The organism is Gordonia sp. CPCC 205333 (genome assembly GCF_048537885.1).
GTDB lineage: Bacteria > Actinomycetota > Actinomycetes > Mycobacteriales > Mycobacteriaceae > Gordonia.
In genome coordinates, this window is record NZ_JBCLVI010000004.1 from 548212 (window position 1) to 565498 (window position 17287).

The window sequence follows — 17287 nt, forward strand, 5'->3', positions numbered from 1 at the left end:
GCGAGGCGAATTACGGTGCGTCCCACTTGGTGATGCGGGTGTTCTCGATATCCAGCTGCCCAGCCGGTACACCGCCCGTGCCTCGCGCCGACATCGACCACAGGATACGACCCGACCGCAGATCCACGGCGCGAACCTCGTCGGGTCGAAATCTGTCGAGCGGAAGGCGCACTAACGCAACGGAGCCGCTCACGGGTCCGACGAACGCGCCGAGTGGACCACGATGTACCCACAAGACTTTTCCGGTGAAGGTATCCACTCCCGCTTCGTAGTTCACCGTCTCACCAAGAGTGGGATAGCCACTCGTATTCCTTATGACGGTGATCCGGCCGAGGGTGAATTTTGGCCACGAACGGTCCGTGGTGTCGTAGCCAGGTAGTGGCATGAGAGACGTCGCCGGGAGTTCTCGGCCGGTTGGCAGATCGAAATACAGTTCTGGTAGCGGATTCCCCACCCTGATGAGTGTATAACTTTGCGTTCCATCAGCCGAGCGTCGATTCACCGTTATGTCGTTGAAAACGCCAGGGTGACTCCGACGAACGCGCCCGCTTGAATCGTGAATATCCACCCTATTCTCCCGGATTACCGCTACCTGGGAATCAGGAAACGCGACGCCGCGACGACCCGGAGATCCTCTTGCCGGCAGATGAGTTACTACTGTGCCGGTATTCGCCGCTAGCAGGAAGTGTTGGTTGTCGCCTGCGACAACTTCGACGAATCCATTGCCGTAGGAGAACACTCTCGCTAGCTCGGACTGAGGCCAATGCGACCAAGACGGACCGTCTAATCGCTTGACCGGGACAGAGGTGGTCCAGGCGACTTTTGCGTTGTCGGCGGATCGGCCGACAACCTCGACTGATCCGGCGCCTCCGTTCCCGCGGAAGACAGCTGTCACCATCGACGCCTGCTCAACTGCGATGTCGTCGATATCCTGGTGGACTTCCAGGCGCGGAGATCCATTTCTCAAGTCGTAGTAGTACAAGACTATGCCGGGCGCATCGACCTTTCCCGGTGCGATGTCGTTGCGACAGCGCGCCATTTCGGGAGTCACAGCCGCATATCCGCAATACGTCTTACTGAACTCGCGAGGATGGAAGACGCACGGCAGCTCGCCGCCAACCGGAGCGTCGTCGCATGTCACACCCGCGGGGAGTTTCGATCTCCAGAGAAGAGTGCCCGTCGCGGGATCGAGAGCGGACAGCAGGCCATCGACGAGGAACTGCTGATGACCGGTCGTGTCGTCGTGTTTGGGCGGCGAAACGGTGACCACCAGCAATTTTCCGCACATCACCGTCGAACGAGAACCCTGAGTGGAGATACCTGTTCGCACCACATCGATTTGCGAATTCGGTTGAATAGCCAAAGCCTGCGCTGTCCAGGCTTTGACCAGCGGACGATCCAGCTCCACCGCCGGCATCGACTCCAGGGCACAATTCGCCGATGTGATCGGGACGTATTGCCCGGCAACCGACGACGCGAACGAGGACGAAATCGGCGGCGGTTCCGACGACTCCACTGATTCATCGGGTGTAGACGCGCAACCGACCGCCAGCATTCCCACCGCCAGCACAGCGCCAAGTCGACGAACACCAGAGCTCTTTACGGTAATGAACTCCCTTGCCCCAGGAATCGACATAGGCAAAGAATTCCACAGTCTGTCGTCGCATGGGTGAGAACCGCAGGAGGGCGCGACGCTAACCCAGCAGCTGTGCCTCCGCCACCTCACCGACCCGCCCAGCACCGGTATGCAGCGCGAGTCCGGCGGTACGCGGGGCCACTTGCAGGACCGAACCGTGCCCATCGAGCTGTACATAAACCACATGCAGACCGGCATCGACGAGAAACCGCACGGGAGGACCGTCGCCGAGCCGCAGTTCTGCCTCACCCGAGGTATTCGCGCAATAGCTCAGCGCGACTGTCCAGCGCCACCGGATGAGTGGACCGTCGAGTCTGATCGAGCTCGGCGCGCGCACTTCCGGTCGCCCGCAAGTACCCGAACCGACGTCGAATCGCCGCGCCGACGTGACGCCGCCGGGAACAAGTCGCCCCTTGGTGTCCAGAACCTTCAAATTCGACGTCGACGTCACGATCGTCGGACCGTGCCGCAATCCGCCGAACACCCGGCTGATTTGATTCGCCGGAAAGGTAACGGGCAGAAGCACTTCCAGCGGAACTGCTTGATCGAACATCGCGAAGTCGGGATTGGCGTTGAAGGAAGCCCGACCGTTGGCGAGATACGCCGCGGTCGGGTTGTCATGCCAGCTACGACCGAAGGTCGCGGTGGTCCACAGCGATGAAAGTCCAAGTACCGCAACGATTACTGCTGCACTCCAGGCTGGCACTCGCGATGACGACTCCTGCCCTACTCGTCGCGGCGACATCGCCACCAGAACCCCTGCGATCGCTAGGACCAGCGCGGCGTCGGGCAGATAGCGAAGTGTCTCGGCGAGTTCGGGCGCGGTGATCACCGCCGACCGATTCCACATCACCGGAATCTGCACACCGATGACATAGATTGCGGCACAGGCTATTACCATCAGCGCTCCCGGAAAGCGCATTACGGCGAATACTCCGATGGCTACCACCGCGACCCAGCCCAGAACTATCGCCCACGGCGGTGCCTCGGCCATCGGCGGCGACGGGATCCATCGCTCCCACTGCCACGGGCCGCCGACGACGGCCGGCACGATCGCGCTATTCACCGATCGCCAGACCAGCTTGGCGGTCTGCGTCAGCGAATGACTGCCCGACGCCCCGTCGGTGACCGACAGGAAAATCACCGCCCATACCGTGGTCAAAACCGCCATCGTCACCCACAGTGCCCGCGCCCTGGTGAAGGTGACGGTGAGCGGTGTAGTCGGCATACCGGGTCCATCGCCGACGAGCGCATCTGTTGTCGATGCCGGCAGTCGCCACCGCACCCACAATGCCGCGACACCGAATGCGACCGGAGCGATGAACAACGCCTTCTCGAAGAACATCAGCGCGAGAAGAAGGATCAGCGCCGAACGGACCACGATGACGCGGCGCCGACGACTATCCACACCTCCCGAGCACAGCAGCAGAGCATCGCCGATGATCCACGCCATGGCGGCCTGCAGTGGCAACGAATTGAGCCCAGCTGACCACCACACGAATGACGGCACCGTCATCGGCGAGAAGAGGTAGAACGCGAATGCCGCGAGGACCACCACCTGGCGACGACGTGAACTCCCCGCCCTCGCCACTATCGTCAGTAGCCGCCACACCGCAGCGGCCGCGATGGTCGACAACACCACCAGGGTCGTAGCGGGGAGCGCCCAGTGCAACGGCGTGATCGCATTTACGATGCCCGCCACGAAGAACGCGCCCGGCATAAAATGCCCGTCGTGGTTCTGTGCCAAATAGTCGAGGCTGAAGACCGAATTCGACGATGCCTGGCCGACGATGATCAGGTCATCCCAGTAGAAGTTCCCGGTCGCCACCAGGGCTATCCGCACTCCAGCCTGGATGACCATCAGCAACAGACCCAAGGCGAGAAAAGAGGTGGATCGTTGCGCTCGTATCACTCGACGCATGGTAGTTGACGGCTGGTTGTGCGTACGTGCGACGCGTGGCGTGGCAAAATTGCGAGTCGTGACCGATCCACAGCCCCCGATTGATCTGTCGAAATACGATCTCGAAGACGACGTTTCCGGCCTACCCGACGACATCGACGAACTCCGCCTGGAGATCGACCGCCTCGATGCGGTGATCCTCGGTGCCATCAAACGCCGTTCGGCGGTGTCGAAGAAGATCGGCAAAGCACGCATGGCATCCGGCGGACCGCGACTGGTCCATAGCCGGGAGGTGAAGGTCCTCGACCGATTCGCCGAACTGGGCCAGGAGGGCCATACGCTGGCGATGCTCCTGCTGCGCCTGGGACGTGGCCCGCTTGGGCGCTGAACCGGTGTCGGTCTGCTACACAACAATCCCGAATCCACTGATCGCGGTCGAGGCGCCAACCACCTAGGGTGGTAAACATGAGCCTGGACTCACACCGCGCCGACGCCGACGCCCACCTCGATCTGGACATCACCGCTACCCAATCGTGGCAGGCACTCGCCGCGCACCAGCCGCATGTGTACGCGATGCATCTACGCGAGGTATTCGCGATGGACCCGCAGCGCGGAGTGGACCTCACCGTCGACGTGGCAGACCTGCATATCGACTACTCCAAACATCGAGTGCTGCGCGAAACGCTGGAACTACTCTTCAGTTTGGCCCGCGAAGTCGGCGTCGAGGAGAAGCGCGACGCGATGTTCGCCGGTGAGCACATCAACACCTCCGAAGACCGTGCGGTACTGCATACCGCTCTTCGGCTTCCCGCTGACACGAAACTCGTCGTCGATGGACAGGACGTCGTCGCCGACGTACACCGGGTACTCGGCGAAATGGGCGAGTTCACCGACCGCGTGCGCAGCGGCGAGTGGACCGGGTTCACCGGGAAGGCGATCACCGACGTCGTCAACATCGGCATCGGCGGATCAGACCTCGGGCCCGACATGGTGTATCGGGCGCTGCGCCACTACGCGAACGGCCCGCGCTGTCATTTCGTATCGAATGTCGACCCGGCTGACATCGTCTCCGTGCTCGCCGGACTCGACGCGGAGACAACGCTTTTCATCATCGCTTCCAAAACCTTCTCTACATTGGAGACGTTGACCAACGCCGCCGCCGCGCGAACCTGGTTGTGGGACAAGCTCGACGCCGCCGGCAACACCGCTGCCGTCGCGAAACATTTTGTGGCCGTAAGCACCAACGCAGAACTGGTCGCCGACTTCGGCATTGACACCAAGAATATGTTCGGCTTCTGGGACTGGGTCGGCGGACGCTACTCAGTCGATTCGGCGATCGGGCTGTCCGTGATGGCCGCGATCGGCAAAGACGGTTTCGCGGAATTCCTCGATGGATTTCATCGGGTCGACGAGCACTTCCGTACCGAGCCGCTGGAGACTAACGCGCCAGTCATTTTGGCGCTAATCGGCTTGTGGTACAACAACTTCTGGGATGTCGGGTCGCGTGCAGTGCTCCCATACTCGAATGACATGATGCGGTTCGCGGCCTATCTACAACAACTCACGATGGAGTCGAACGGCAAATCCGTTGGCATCTATGGGCATCACGAGATCACCGACACCGGAGAGGTGTTCTGGGGTGAGCCGGGAACCAACGGGCAACACGCTTTCTACCAGTTGCTCCATCAGGGCACGCGAATGATCCCAGCCGACTTCATCGGATTCGCACAGCCAACTGATGATCTGCCAATCTCAGCCGGCGAAGGCTCCATGCATGACCTGCTGATGAGCAACTTCTTCGCGCAATCGAAGGTGTTGGCGTTCGGCAAGACGGCCGACGAGATCGCCGACGAAGGCGTTGACCCACATGTGGTGGCGCACAAGGTAATGCCGGGTAACCGACCGTCGACGTCGATTCTGGCGCCGAAGCTGACGCCCTCGGTGATCGGTCAACTGGTCGCGCTCTACGAACATCAGGTGTTCGTGGCGGGAGCGGTGTGGGGCATCAACTCGTTCGACCAGTGGGGAGTCGAGTTGGGCAAGACCCAGGCGAAGGAACTGCTCGGCGTGATCACCGAAAAGGACCCGCCGGTGTCACAAGGCGATTCGTCGACCGACGAGCTGGTGCGGTGGTATCGCGGCGAACGCGGCCGTGCGCGGTGATCTGCGACGACGCCCGGTAACCTTAGCCGAATGAAGCTACGTTCTCGTTGGGCCCGGACCGCCGCACTGAGCGGCGTAGGGTTTGCCGTCCTCGCCGCGACGTCGGCGTGCACGCTGGATAAGGACACCGGTCCGACGACGAGTTCGGTCGCGACGAAAGCTACCGTCAGCGTGCCGGCCACCCCAGCCGCACGCACCGCCCCTGGCGCTCAATTACGTTGGGGTCAAAGCGCTTTCCTCCCAGCACGTACCTTCGCCCCGACCACCGGGTTGGCAATGTATACCGTCACCGGGATCAATCCCGCGTCGAATGTGCCGGATTCGATCACCAAAGATGGCAAGGCCTACTACGTGTACATCACGGTGACTTCGCTGGACCAAAAGTCCACGGCTGCGCCCGATTTCAACGGTTTGGCCGGTTCGGTGGATGGGAAATCGGCCGCGTTGATGGTCACGCCACCGTCGGATAACAAGGACTGCATCGCGCCGACGCCGCCGGCGAAGATGAAGGCCGGCGAGTCGTATTCGACGTGTCAGCTCGCCGTCGTCGACGCCGATCAGACAGTGACGTCAGTGGTGTATTGGGCCAACACGACAACTGATCCGGCGCTGAACTATCAGCTGGCGCCGGTGGTGTGGGGTACCCCTGTGCCGGCAAGCAGTTCGGCGGTTCCAACGCCGCCCGCTGGCGGCTAGGCGTTAATCGAACCCTGGATGCCATTTGGGGCTCAGCCGGACAGTTTCCACCATGGTCGCGAATGTCTCCAGGACTCGCTCGAAGGACGCTGGCGGCGACGTCAGCTGTAGCTCGAGCTGAACTGGTGCTTCAGCACTGGTGAATGGCAGCTCGTCGAAGAACATGACGACCTGGGACACCAGGAATTCCCCTACCTGCAAGGTTTGGGATCCGAATGCGTCGGCGATGGTGCGATCTACCAACTCGTCGACTGCGAATCTGGCATATGCGATACCCATAGCCACCTCGGGGTCGATTGCGGCGACGTGCTGTTCGCGTAATTCGATACGCGTTGACGGTTCGGCGGCGTTGATCAAGCCGATGTGAATGAAGCCAACCGATCGTCGGGCGGTGGGTTCATCAATCTCCCATTGTTGCGGAAGGTCGAAGGTGAATGCTGGAAGCAAGGGACTCTCCTGTTATTACTATTCCCTAGCCTGCGGCGGAACATAGAACGAATCCGGATCGACGATACTTCCGGTAGCGGCATCAACTATATACAGAGCACCCGAATCGCGCACCAACTCCAAGTCGGTACCCACTGGAAAATCCCATATGCCAATCAGAGCGGGTTCGATGTTGCAAGCTTCATTGAAGTCAACAATCCGCCAGCAGCCGTCCGAGTTCAAGAACTCTTCAGTGTCAACATCTGACATGATTCGCCATCCGTTGTCAGCTGGGTCGTGTGACTCATCCCTGACCATCCAGCGAATCACCCCTTTACCGTCTACGACATTAGTCGACAGTAGACAGGCACCCGCGTTGGGAATAAACTCGATCATCGCAACTCTCCAAATTTTGTATCGCGCAATCTTAGCTTCTCACCAAGAAGTGGCCGAGTATGCGCGCCCATATATTCAAGACCCTGTCGAATAGTCCGAGACGCACCATATTCGATCGGAAGTGTCAGGTCCAACTCTGGACGATCCAAGAAAATATCATAGAACGGGGCCGCTTCCTCGCCCGGCAGCTTGTCATTCTTCAGCATCAGAACAAAGGGAGTAGGAGTTCTCTTAGAATAGAGGTTGACGTCAGCCCCCAATTCGATCAATCGTTTCGCCATTGGCGCCTCCAACTGTACGTTGTGCTTGTCAATGCGATCAAACAGACCGTGTAGAACATTTACAGATCCCTCTTGATAGGCGGCATTTGCTCCATCATCTAGGAGCCGTTGCGTAATAGCTACGCGCAACTGCACATTCTTATTTGCTATCGCCCCCACTAACGCTTGCGGCTGATTAGCCAGATCGGCCGGGTCGTACAGCGCCAAAAATTCGTCATACGAAGATACGTACTGGGTGAAGTGCCTCAAAAACACCATCCGGCGTGCATCCCTTCTTTGGAGTCGAACTATGGAGCTTCGTCAATATGCGAACGGTTCCTAGCTGGATCTTCTACTCGATAGTTCTCTGGGTCACGATACCAGTCAAGGAATTCCTTCGGAGTGCGCATACCGCGCATATACTCGTCGTGGATGACGCGGTACTCCTGGTTTGCGAGGTGCCCCATATCCCAGTTGCGAGGCATACCGGGCTTCCACGTCACCAATCGGTACCATTCCTGCTGGCCAAAGGAATCGGTGATGGATCGGACGTTCTGGGCCGTCGCCGCATCCTTGTCAAGGATACGGACCCAGATTTGATTTCTCCCGGGGAGAGGCAACGCCAGCCGCCCCTCTCGGATATCCGCCAGCTGAGCGTTTCGTGACCGCACCCAGGTTCGGATGACTTGAAAACGCCCATATTTAGGTCGGCTCTTTGGATTTGCGTATGGGAGTCGATTCCCCTTCGCGTCGTACCCATATGACCCAGGCTTACCCTTAGGAGGCAACGATCGTGGCGAGCCGCCCGGAGTTGGAGCGGTGCCGGTGGAGGGCACCTTCGGCGGCGCAGTCGCCGGGATTTTCGGGCCATCCGGCGGTTTCGGTGTCGCTGGGATTTTCGGGCCATCCGACGGCTTGGGCGTAACGGGAATCTTCGGGGTTTCGCCAGTTCCAGGCACTGCAACCTTCGGCACGCCGACCTCCCCGGGCTTCGGCGAAATCTTAGGAATCTGCGGTCCCTTGATCGCGACATCCTTGCCGAGAGCCATTTTCCCGCCGACCCGAACCGACTGTGCTGCGTCTCGTGCGAGGATTCCCGCGCGGGCGGCCACCGACTTGGCCGAATTGCCCGCGACCCTAACCCCCCGACTTGTAATGCCAACCACCTTCGTCGGAGTGATTATCCAGCTAAGAATTCCAACGGTTAATTGTCCGCTGGTTCCCCACGGGTCTTCCCCGGCAAAATCACGAAAGTCAACGCCTAGCAGCAAATTTGTCGTATCCGCGATTCGGTCACCGGCAGACTTCGATGCCACATATCCCTCATCCCCTTCGCGAAAGGCATCGTATGCGATCTGAGGGACACTTAGCACCCCGTCGAAGATCCCTCCTCCCAACGCCTTCCACGTGTCAGCGGTGCCGTATGGCCCTAGTCCCACCAGTGATCTGAACCCGTTGATCGAATTCTTTCCCGATTCCCATGCACCATCCCATGCTTTCTGAAGGCCAAACCGGGTGTCTGGCGGCATCTCAATCTTCGCTATTTCACCTTTGTCATTCAACGTGAGGACTGTGCCGTCCTTCATTTCAACTGTTGTGGTGGCGTCAGTGTTGAGGGTGACTTTCTTCCATTCGACACTAGAATCATCGCCAACATTAGTCTTGACGACTTTTCCATTCTCCCAAGTGGTGCGGAACTTTCCTTCGAAGACCTCGCCCGACTTGACCGAACCATCTTGGTTGAAGTCCATATGGCCGATGAATGAGCCATTCTTATCGACCACATTCGCCTTGGACTGATTCGTCTTTGGATCGACAAACTGATATGTCTTGGACCCGGTGTTGGGATCAGTAGTCACATACACGGGCAACCTATTGCCATCAATGAACGTATCCACGCGTCGACCAGAGTCGTCGGTGAACCACCCGGTACCTTTCGGGTCGATCTGGCCGGTCACCTTTGTGTCCTTGCCCCCCGGCCCCGATGACATCAAGGTCACCGAACCGTCGCCGGTCTGCTGGCGATGACTCCACGTACCGTCCGGCTTCTGCGCACTATCAACTTGAATCTGTGAACCGTCAGCCGCAGTCGCCACTGTCGATGACTTCTTTCCGTCCCAGGTCTGTCCATAGGACGACCGTGGAATCGCCCCCGCAGGATCCGCACCCGGATCCCACGAGATCCCCTCAACATTTTCGCCGGGTTTCATTTGCAGTTGATAGCCAGATCGACCATCGGTCTCATTACTCCACCGCTGATATCCACCCTCACCGTTGGAAACCACGCGCTGCCGAGAGGTAATCTTCCCGTCTTTGCCGACGAACTCTTGATCGACGGTCTGATCACCATTGCCCACCGGAATTGTATTGATGATCTTGGTTCCGTCTGGGAGTGTCGTCTCCCACCGATCGCCCTCGTGGCGCCCCTTCGCGTCGCCCAGAACCAGTCCGCCCAGTGCGGTCTCATTCTTAGCCGACTTCGGAACACTCTTCGCGCCTTTGCCATCGGGTTCAGCGGATGGCGAAGGTGACGGTTGCACTGGAGAAGGCGCTGGGGACGGCGCGGGAGGAGGTGCCGGTACGGGAGTTGGTGATGTAGATATCGACGGCGGACCGGGCGTCGGGCTCGGCGACGGTGTGGGGGTCGACGGCGGGCTGGGACTCGGCGTCGGAGTGGGGGTCGGTGAGGCAGGCGTCGGCGATGGTGACGGCGACGATGGTGACGGCGGCGTCGGACTTGGAGACGGCGTGGGAGTGGGCGTTGGGCTAGGCGACGGCGTCTCTTTAACCGGGATTGGCCCACCGTAGGGCGTGTAATTGACCGGCGGTACGGGCGTTGGTGTCGGCACCGGCCGATCGGCTACCGGGCCAACCACATCATTCCCCTTTGAAAGTCGTTCTGACGGAACGAGATTGCGTCTGCCTTCACGACGACGCGGGTTCGGGCACCGGCGTCCGCCCCACGACGACGTGGAAGACGCGGTCAGAGCCTATGACAACCTTGATTGGCAGCCACGTGCCCGCGGCTAACACGGCGCCAGATTGATTGGCGCCAACCTCATTGGGTAGGGTGCCTGCACACCGGACAGCATCCGCAGATCGCCCAGTCCGCGCTTCTAACACATGAGCGATCTGAGCCTCGAGTTCTGCTCGACCAATTTCCATCTCCGACAAGCAAGACGAATCGCCAGCCATACCGTCTCCAAATACTCCAGACTAAGACAAATTTTAAGAAGACAAGGCGGTCATCTCGAAAGAGATGACCGCCTGACAGAAATCTGGCGATTTCGTCAGTGCCCCAACTCCGTGCGTATATTGGAACGCATGTTGTTGTTCAGGTCACCGGATTCAGAAAGCGAGTTATAGACTTCCGCAACCACATTGCGTACCGCGGTCGACCCCGACTGGAAACGGGTAAACAATGCCTCGTAGATATCGGCTTCGTCACCTTCCCAGTGAGCCTTCAAGGTATTCTTAGCTGCCTCGAAGTTCTCCAATTCGGCGTCATACCTGGTGACCTGACTCTGCAGGTCTTCAAGAGTGGCTGACACCTGCTCATCATGAAACTTGTATTCTGGCATTTTCTTCCCTTCGAAAGTGGTGGTTGGTCAACGAATTGATTCAGACGCTCCGGAAATTGCCTTCAACATCGGCCCAGTCCGCTGCTCCTTCGCGGTGAACAACACTCTCGTGCTGCTCAGCCTGCCCACTTCGGGACGCCCGTTGCACACCCTCTACTTTTGATTGAATGCTAGTCAGGGTCGTGGTCATATCCTGCTGAGCTTCATTGGCGCGCCGGCCAAATCCGCGCCACTGCTCGCCACCGTCGCCCTCCCACGAGGCGACCGTGTTTTCAATCGCGCTGGTAAATTGACCAGCGAGAGTGTGCAGTTGGCCCGCGGAATCCATCAACTGGCTGATGTGCTGTTGAAGACCCTCGTCCTGAATTCTGGTTAACGCCATCGATATGTCCCCTCATCTGCCGGTTCACTGTCGATCCGGACCAAACTGGATTTGTTGAACGCAACCGCGCGTCCGGTGCTGCCAAATCTGAGGTTAGCCGTCCACTAACACGGGGACCACCGATCACGTCGGCCAGAAGAACTGATAAATCCCTTGCGCCAAGAACACCATTGGCACAATTCCCAAGGTCAGCGGCGCGTCGAGCACTTCGTAGGCACGTGCCACGCGGGCCGCGTTTACGTCGTTCAGCCGGATGACAGCTAGCGGGACAACCGCTCCACACACGCCCGCGACTAGCAGAGCGGATAATAAGGCGGAGACGTCGCTCGCCAGCCCGAACCATAGGGGTGCGGCGATTGCAGACGCCGTCAGCGCCACGGATGCTGTACCGAGAAGCGGTATTACATGCCGGGCATGGGTGAATGACCTCGAGCGGATTACAAGCGCGACACCGACGTACAACGCAAGAATGGCTTGTATCCAAACCCCCGACAGAGCTATTTCGATAAGTGCGGGAACCAACAGAGTCGAGGTCGTGATGACGACAAAATCGACAAGGAATCGGGTAGTACCCAGACGACGCTCGATGTCAGTACGACTAGCCAGCTGCCCCTCGTCTGTCCCCCGCACAAGCGCGACAATCCCGCTCGTCGACAAGGCCAACGCTGGTGCGTAGCCCAGAATCAGGACCAGCGGAATCATCGACCATCCCGAGATCGCGATGGCATTGGCCCCAAAATCCACAGCCACCGCGACGACGAAGAATACGACAGCGCAGACGAGGGCGGCCACGCCGACCACAACCGGCCGAATCGTTCCGATTAGGCAGTTGATCGCGACAGCCAGTGCGGCGCCGGTCAGTGCCAGCGCCCAAACGGAGTCCGCCATCCGGTCCTGGCCCAGGACGTACCCGAGAGCGCCGAGCGCCAACACTGCAGCCCACGCGATCGGCCCCGCACTTCTGGATCGACCGATCCACCCGCAACCGAACGCGGTCGCCGAGATCACGATCAAGCCAATCGGTCCGGTGTAGCCGGTCCCGACGAATGACAGCCAAACGCTGAAAGCCGCGAGGACCGCCGCCACCAGGTAGCCAACCGCACGGTTGCGGGCCGCCCCCTTCCACACGGCGTACTGGCTATTGACTCTAGATTCGATTGCACCGATCACATCGTCGACGAAGGGGGTTTCGACGGCATCGGTGATGGTGGTCAGGTAGAGAGTCGAGCCATCCAAAACGCCGAGTTGATCGAGCGACTCGTCCGGCGAAAGCCGGCCGCGCACCGGATCAGAAAGGGCCCACGCCGTGACATCGATATTGTCATTCCCTTGAATGACAGCTAGCGATAATAGTGACGCGAGCCAGTCGTTAATCGTCACATCGGTTGGCAGGCTGACGTCGACTTGGTTATTGGGTCCCACTACTGTGAGCCGGACAAAACCAGTACTCATGCGCCCCATCATGCCTGACGATGACAATTCGTCACGCACACGTCCACCCATACGCGTCGCGAACAGTCGACCAAAAGTATGCCGAATTCCGGGTACGATCATGGCGCTCAGAGCGCGAGGGGAAACGCCGACAGGTGTCCGGGCAACAATAGGCTGCTCGCGCCACCACCTCCCACTGCGGGATTCACTAAGTCGGTCATCGCCTACGTTCTATCGGCGACTTGGACGACTACGACGATCGAGGCGACATATGGCGGCACGCGTAGTACATCGGCCGGCTCGAACCAGAGTCGACCCGCTTCCCAAGAAGCCACTGGATGTGTCTGCCCCACCGACCATCGACGATCCTTCGTCGATGCAAGAAGGGATCATGCTGCGGTTGGCAATGCCAATCATGGCCGGCGGCGGAATGATGCTGATGATGGCATCGACCGGGAACAAATTGCGCATGGTTGCTGGAGTTGGTTTCATCGTCGTTGCTCTTCTCATGGGACTGACGATGTATATGCGGTCGAAGACCGGTCACCGCAAGCGCGCCGAGATGCAGCGGACTACCTATATAAAGTTCCTGACCCGATTAAAAACGGACCTTCAACCGGAAATTCAATTACAACGCGAAGTTCAGCTGCGCCTGCACCCCGCGCCTACTGAATTGCTGTCACTCATCAGCAGTCCAGCACGCCTCTACGAACGCCGACGCTGGGATCCGGACTTCGGTATCGTCCGAATAGGAACCGGCGCGGGGCCGCTGGCCCGCGACGTAAATTACAGCGCGAGTGGTGACCCAGCGGCTGAAGTCGACCAGATTTCAGTTGCACATCTGGAACGAGCGAAGATTGTTTTCGAACGCATCGATAACGTCCCACTTTGCCTGGAACTGTCCGGGACTGTCTCCATCATCGGCAGCACCCAGGCATGCGAGTCGCTTATCCGCGCGGCGCTCACCCAATATCTCGCACTGCACGCTCCTGAGGACGCAGCCGTCCACGTGTGTATCGGCAGCGACGAAGCTACGCATGGCTGGATCAAATTCGCACCGCATCTACTGGAAGAAGGCGGCTTCGACGGACCTGTTCACCGTCGCAGGGCGACGACAAACCATCCTGATCTCCACGCATCATTGAGTCAGCTCATCGCCGAGCGTGCCGCCGACGCCGAACGACATGGCCGCATGGGCAATCCTCCCCTTTCTTCGCCGTTCATCGTCATCGTCGTCAATCTCGACGATGCCAATGGACAACAACCTCTCGCACTCTTCCCACCCGGAATATCTCCGGCCATGGTTGGCATCTGCGTCCTCACCCACACTCGTCGCCGGATCACCGAGCCGAGTGAGATCACCTGCCGTGTGGAGGTGTCCGACGACGGGCAGGTCACGGTCGAGGACCCCAATCCCACCGATGCCGATCCGCGGCGCGCGTCTTTGGCAGCGGCGAATCGGACCAAGCGGCTCATCATGGGCGCGTCAAAGGGTTCAGTCGATCAGATGACGCCGAGTCTGGCCACCGCGATCGCGCACGAGTTGGCGTCGGTGCGATTGGCCGCCGAAGCGACCGCCGAGGCTCCGCTCGAATCCACGGTCACCATCGAGAAGCTGTTGCGGCTGGACGATATTGGACGGTTTGACCCGATTGACATCTGGCGGCACCGTCCGCTCGCGGATTTCTTGAAAGTCCCGTTCGGCATCGACACCAACGGAAACCAAGTGTTCCTGGATCTGAAGGAATCCGCACTGGAAGGTCATGGCCCCCACGGGCTGTGTATCGGGGCGACCGGCTCAGGCAAGTCCGAGGTCCTGCGAACACTTGTCTTGGCTCAGGCGATAAACCATCCGCCGGAGCGGTTGGCATTCATCCTCGTCGATTACAAGGGCGGCGCCGCCTTCAACGGCCTCGACATTCTTCCGCACACCGCGGCGATGGTCGACAACCTGGGTGACAGCGACGGGCTCGTCGACCGTCTCCACGACGCCATGTCCGGCGAAATGCAGCGCCGGCAACGTGTCTTGCAGGCCGCGGGGGCGAAGAATATCTACGACTACAACGATCGTCGAGACGCCGGAGCTGAATTAGAACCGCTTCCCAACTTGCTGGTGATCATCGACGAATTCGGCGAAATCCTCGTCCAGAAACCGGAATTCCTCGAACTCTTCGTACAGATCGGTCGGATCGGCCGATCCATCGGTATCCACCTGCTGCTCGCATCGCAGCGTCTGGAAGAAGGGCGGCTCAGGGGCCTCGAGTCACACTTGTCCTATCGCATCTGCCTGCGCACATTCTCTGCCGTTGAGTCGCGCATCGTGATCGGAACCGTCGATGCACATGAGCTTCCCGCCCTTCCCGGATCGGGCTATCTCAAAGTCGACCCCGATGTTTATGTCCGTTTCAAAGCCGCGTACGTCTCGGGGCGATACGAGCCCCTCGAAGAACGGGTCAGCTTCGATTTGCCACCCCTGGCCATGCCATACGGAATTCGGAACACAACCGGCGAATGGCTTCGAAACCAGCAGGAGCTCTATACCGCTGTCATGAAAGCCGCCGTCGATCAGCGCGAGGAGAGTCCATTCGACAAAATCGCGCTTGAAGTGGCGGCCGAACGAATGGGCGATGTCGGGCGCAAGGTCAAGCAAATCTGGCTTCCACCGCTGGGCGATGATCTTTCGCTCACCGACGTCGTCGGTGAGTTGGTAGCCACTGCCGATCGCGGCCTTCAAGTCACCGACACGTCGGTCCAGTCGACGCTGCGGTTTCCCATCGGAACCGTCGATGACCCGGCCGAACAATGGCAGGGCACCTTCTATGTGGACACCGGTGCGTCGAATGTGCTCGTTCTTGGTGCTCCGCAAACCGGTAAGACCACTACCGCGCGAGCGATCGTGATGGGATCCGCCATCACCCACACCCCTCGGCAGGTGGCTTGGTATGTCATCGACGCGGCTTCAACCTTGATGGGTGATTTAGAAGGCCTCCCGCATGTGGGAGGTGTGGCGACACGTTTCGATCCCGACAAAATTCGCCGCGCCGTCGCCGAGACAACCTATGAACTGGCCCGACGCGAAGAACTATTCGTCCAGTACCGCATCTCTTCGGTCGGCCAGATGCGCCGTATGGTTGCCGAAGGAGCGATACCGGAAATCACCGTTGCCGACCGCTATCTCCTGATCGACGGCTGGGCGACGTTCAATTCCGAATACGAGCCGCTGGTCGCCAGCGTGACTGACATAGCTATTCGCGGCCTCGGATATGGGCTTCATGTAATCATTGTCGCGAATCGCCTGGCCGATCTTCGCACCAATCTCAATTCCAATCTCAGCACGATGATCGAACATCGCTTGGCCAACGCGGTTGACTCGATGATCTCCCGGCCGCTCCAAAATCGCATTGGGGCACAAGAATACGGTCGGGTTATCACTCCGACCGTCAAGCTCGCACAAATCATCAATGCGACTGGCGAACGCGTCGAACAATCGATCGCGCAGATCCGATCGGCGTGGCGAGGTGCCGGCGCACCGATTATCCGCATGCTGCCCGACCGCATTACGTACTCAGAACTCACTTCCGGAACCGCGGCGAAATCCACGCCGGTCACACTCGGTATTGATGAAGCCACCCTCTCGCCACTACACCTCGACATCTTGGGCGACGACCCACACTTGACGATCTTCGGTGAAGGAGAATCGGGTAAGACGAATCTCTTGCGCGCTATCATCGGCGATATCGTTACCCGGCGTGGAGCCGTTGGAACCAACATCGTGGTCATCGACCCCCGGCGCAGTCTTCTCGACGTCGTGCCTAAACCACCGTTGGTCAGCTACGACACCACGCGCGAACAAGCAACAATCACTTTCGAACGGCTCCACAAGTTTCTGTCCAGCCGGTTGCCCGGCAATGACGTCACACCGGCGCAGTTGCGCTCTCGCTCGTGGTGGACCGGCCCGGAAGTGTTCGTGATCGTCGATGATTACGATCTACTCGTTCCGTCCACCATGAGCCCTAACCCGCTATCTGCTCTTATTCCACTGATTCCCCATGCGCGAGATATCGGGCTCCACCTCGTTGTCACACGCAAAACCGGTGGACTTTCCCGGGCCCTTTTCGATCCCGTCCTGACCGGACTCCGCGACAACGGCGGCGCGAGCATTCTGCTATCCGGCGACCGCTCTGAAGGTCAAATCTTCACCAAGGTCTACCTTCAAGCCGAACCTCCTGGGCGTGGACGCCTCATTCGGCGGGGAATCCCCCCGCAACGCGCCCAGTACACGTATTGGCCTGAGGAGCAGACGATTACGGCTACCGCAGCCAACACCGCTGGAGACCTTGACAAGGTCGGTCACGGAACCGACAGTGCGGGTCCAGTGGCGAGGTAGCGTCTATTCCGATCGAAAGCATCCGTTGC

The 17287-nt window shown here is 59.4% G+C and carries 14 protein-coding genes; 5 read left to right on the top strand and 9 right to left on the bottom strand.

Features of this window, described 5'->3' with window-relative positions:
- Window positions 1-10 precede the first annotated feature (10 nt).
- Window positions 11-1636: a hypothetical protein gene (locus AAFP29_RS17090; protein ID WP_419218588.1), complete on the bottom strand. Its 1626-nt coding sequence runs from the start codon at window positions 1634-1636 to the stop codon at window positions 11-13.
- A gap of 58 nt (window positions 1637-1694) precedes the next feature.
- Complete coding sequence (locus tag AAFP29_RS17095) at window positions 1695-3557, bottom strand: hypothetical protein (protein ID WP_419218589.1); 1863 nt, start codon at window positions 3555-3557, stop codon at window positions 1695-1697.
- Between the two features lie 58 nt (window positions 3558-3615).
- On the opposite strand from AAFP29_RS17095, the gene AAFP29_RS17100 reads away from it, so the two are divergent.
- The 3 genes from AAFP29_RS17100 (at window position 3616) to AAFP29_RS17110 (ending at window position 6395) form a co-directional block, all read left to right on the top strand.
- A complete protein-coding gene (locus tag AAFP29_RS17100) occupies window positions 3616-3924 on the top strand; it encodes a chorismate mutase (protein WP_419218590.1) in 309 nt (102 codons plus the stop codon).
- Window positions 3925-4001: 77 nt separating this feature from the next.
- Window positions 4002-5699, top strand: coding sequence for a glucose-6-phosphate isomerase (pgi, locus tag AAFP29_RS17105; protein ID WP_419218591.1), 1698 nt, complete (start codon window positions 4002-4004; stop codon window positions 5697-5699).
- A 30-nt stretch (window positions 5700-5729) separates the two neighbouring features.
- Window positions 5730-6395, top strand: a complete 666-nt coding sequence (locus AAFP29_RS17110; RefSeq protein ID WP_419218592.1) for a hypothetical protein — start codon at window positions 5730-5732, stop codon at window positions 6393-6395.
- 3 nt (window positions 6396-6398) lie between these two features.
- Here the strand turns inward: AAFP29_RS17110 and AAFP29_RS17115 are convergent, their stop codons facing one another.
- From AAFP29_RS17115 to AAFP29_RS17130, 4 genes are read right to left on the bottom strand one after another with little or no spacing between them, the layout of a single operon-like run.
- Window positions 6399-6842 carry a hypothetical protein gene (locus AAFP29_RS17115; RefSeq protein WP_419218593.1) on the bottom strand — a complete coding sequence of 148 codons (444 nt, stop codon included), beginning with the start codon at window positions 6840-6842 and terminating at the stop codon, window positions 6399-6401.
- 18 nt (window positions 6843-6860) lie between these two features.
- Window positions 6861-7217, bottom strand: a complete 357-nt coding sequence (locus AAFP29_RS17120; RefSeq protein ID WP_419218594.1) for a DUF2185 domain-containing protein — start codon at window positions 7215-7217, stop codon at window positions 6861-6863.
- Complete coding sequence (locus AAFP29_RS17125) at window positions 7214-7756, bottom strand: hypothetical protein (RefSeq protein WP_419218595.1); 543 nt, start codon at window positions 7754-7756, stop codon at window positions 7214-7216. The genes AAFP29_RS17120 and AAFP29_RS17125 overlap by 4 nt, the downstream gene beginning before the upstream one ends.
- A 29-nt stretch (window positions 7757-7785) precedes the next feature.
- Entirely contained in the window at window positions 7786-10017 is a 2232-nt protein-coding gene (locus tag AAFP29_RS17130) for a GH-E family nuclease (protein ID WP_419218596.1), read from the bottom strand.
- On the opposite strand from AAFP29_RS17130, the gene AAFP29_RS17135 reads away from it, so the two are divergent.
- Complete coding sequence (locus tag AAFP29_RS17135; protein ID WP_419218597.1) at window positions 9977-10285, top strand: hypothetical protein; 309 nt, start codon at window positions 9977-9979, stop codon at window positions 10283-10285. The two genes, AAFP29_RS17130 and AAFP29_RS17135, sit on opposite strands and share 41 nt — an antisense overlap.
- Window positions 10286-10767: 482 nt before the next feature.
- On the opposite strand, the gene AAFP29_RS17140 is transcribed toward AAFP29_RS17135, so the two are convergent.
- From AAFP29_RS17140 to eccD, 3 genes are all read right to left on the bottom strand, one after another.
- Window positions 10768-11058 (bottom strand): WXG100 family type VII secretion target, encoded by a 291-nt coding sequence (locus tag AAFP29_RS17140; protein ID WP_419218598.1) that lies wholly within the window; start codon window positions 11056-11058, stop codon window positions 10768-10770.
- Between the two features lie 40 nt (window positions 11059-11098).
- Complete coding sequence (locus AAFP29_RS17145) at window positions 11099-11440, bottom strand: WXG100 family type VII secretion target (protein WP_419218599.1); 342 nt, start codon at window positions 11438-11440, stop codon at window positions 11099-11101.
- Window positions 11441-11563: 123 nt separating this feature from the next.
- Window positions 11564-12892 (bottom strand): type VII secretion integral membrane protein EccD, encoded by a 1329-nt coding sequence (gene eccD, locus AAFP29_RS17150; RefSeq protein ID WP_419218600.1) that lies wholly within the window; start codon window positions 12890-12892, stop codon window positions 11564-11566.
- A 250-nt stretch (window positions 12893-13142) separates the two neighbouring features.
- On the opposite strand from eccD, the gene eccCa reads away from it, so the two are divergent.
- Entirely contained in the window at window positions 13143-17258 is a 4116-nt protein-coding gene (eccCa, locus tag AAFP29_RS17155) for a type VII secretion protein EccCa (protein ID WP_419218601.1), read from the top strand.
- Window positions 17259-17287 lie beyond the last annotated feature (29 nt).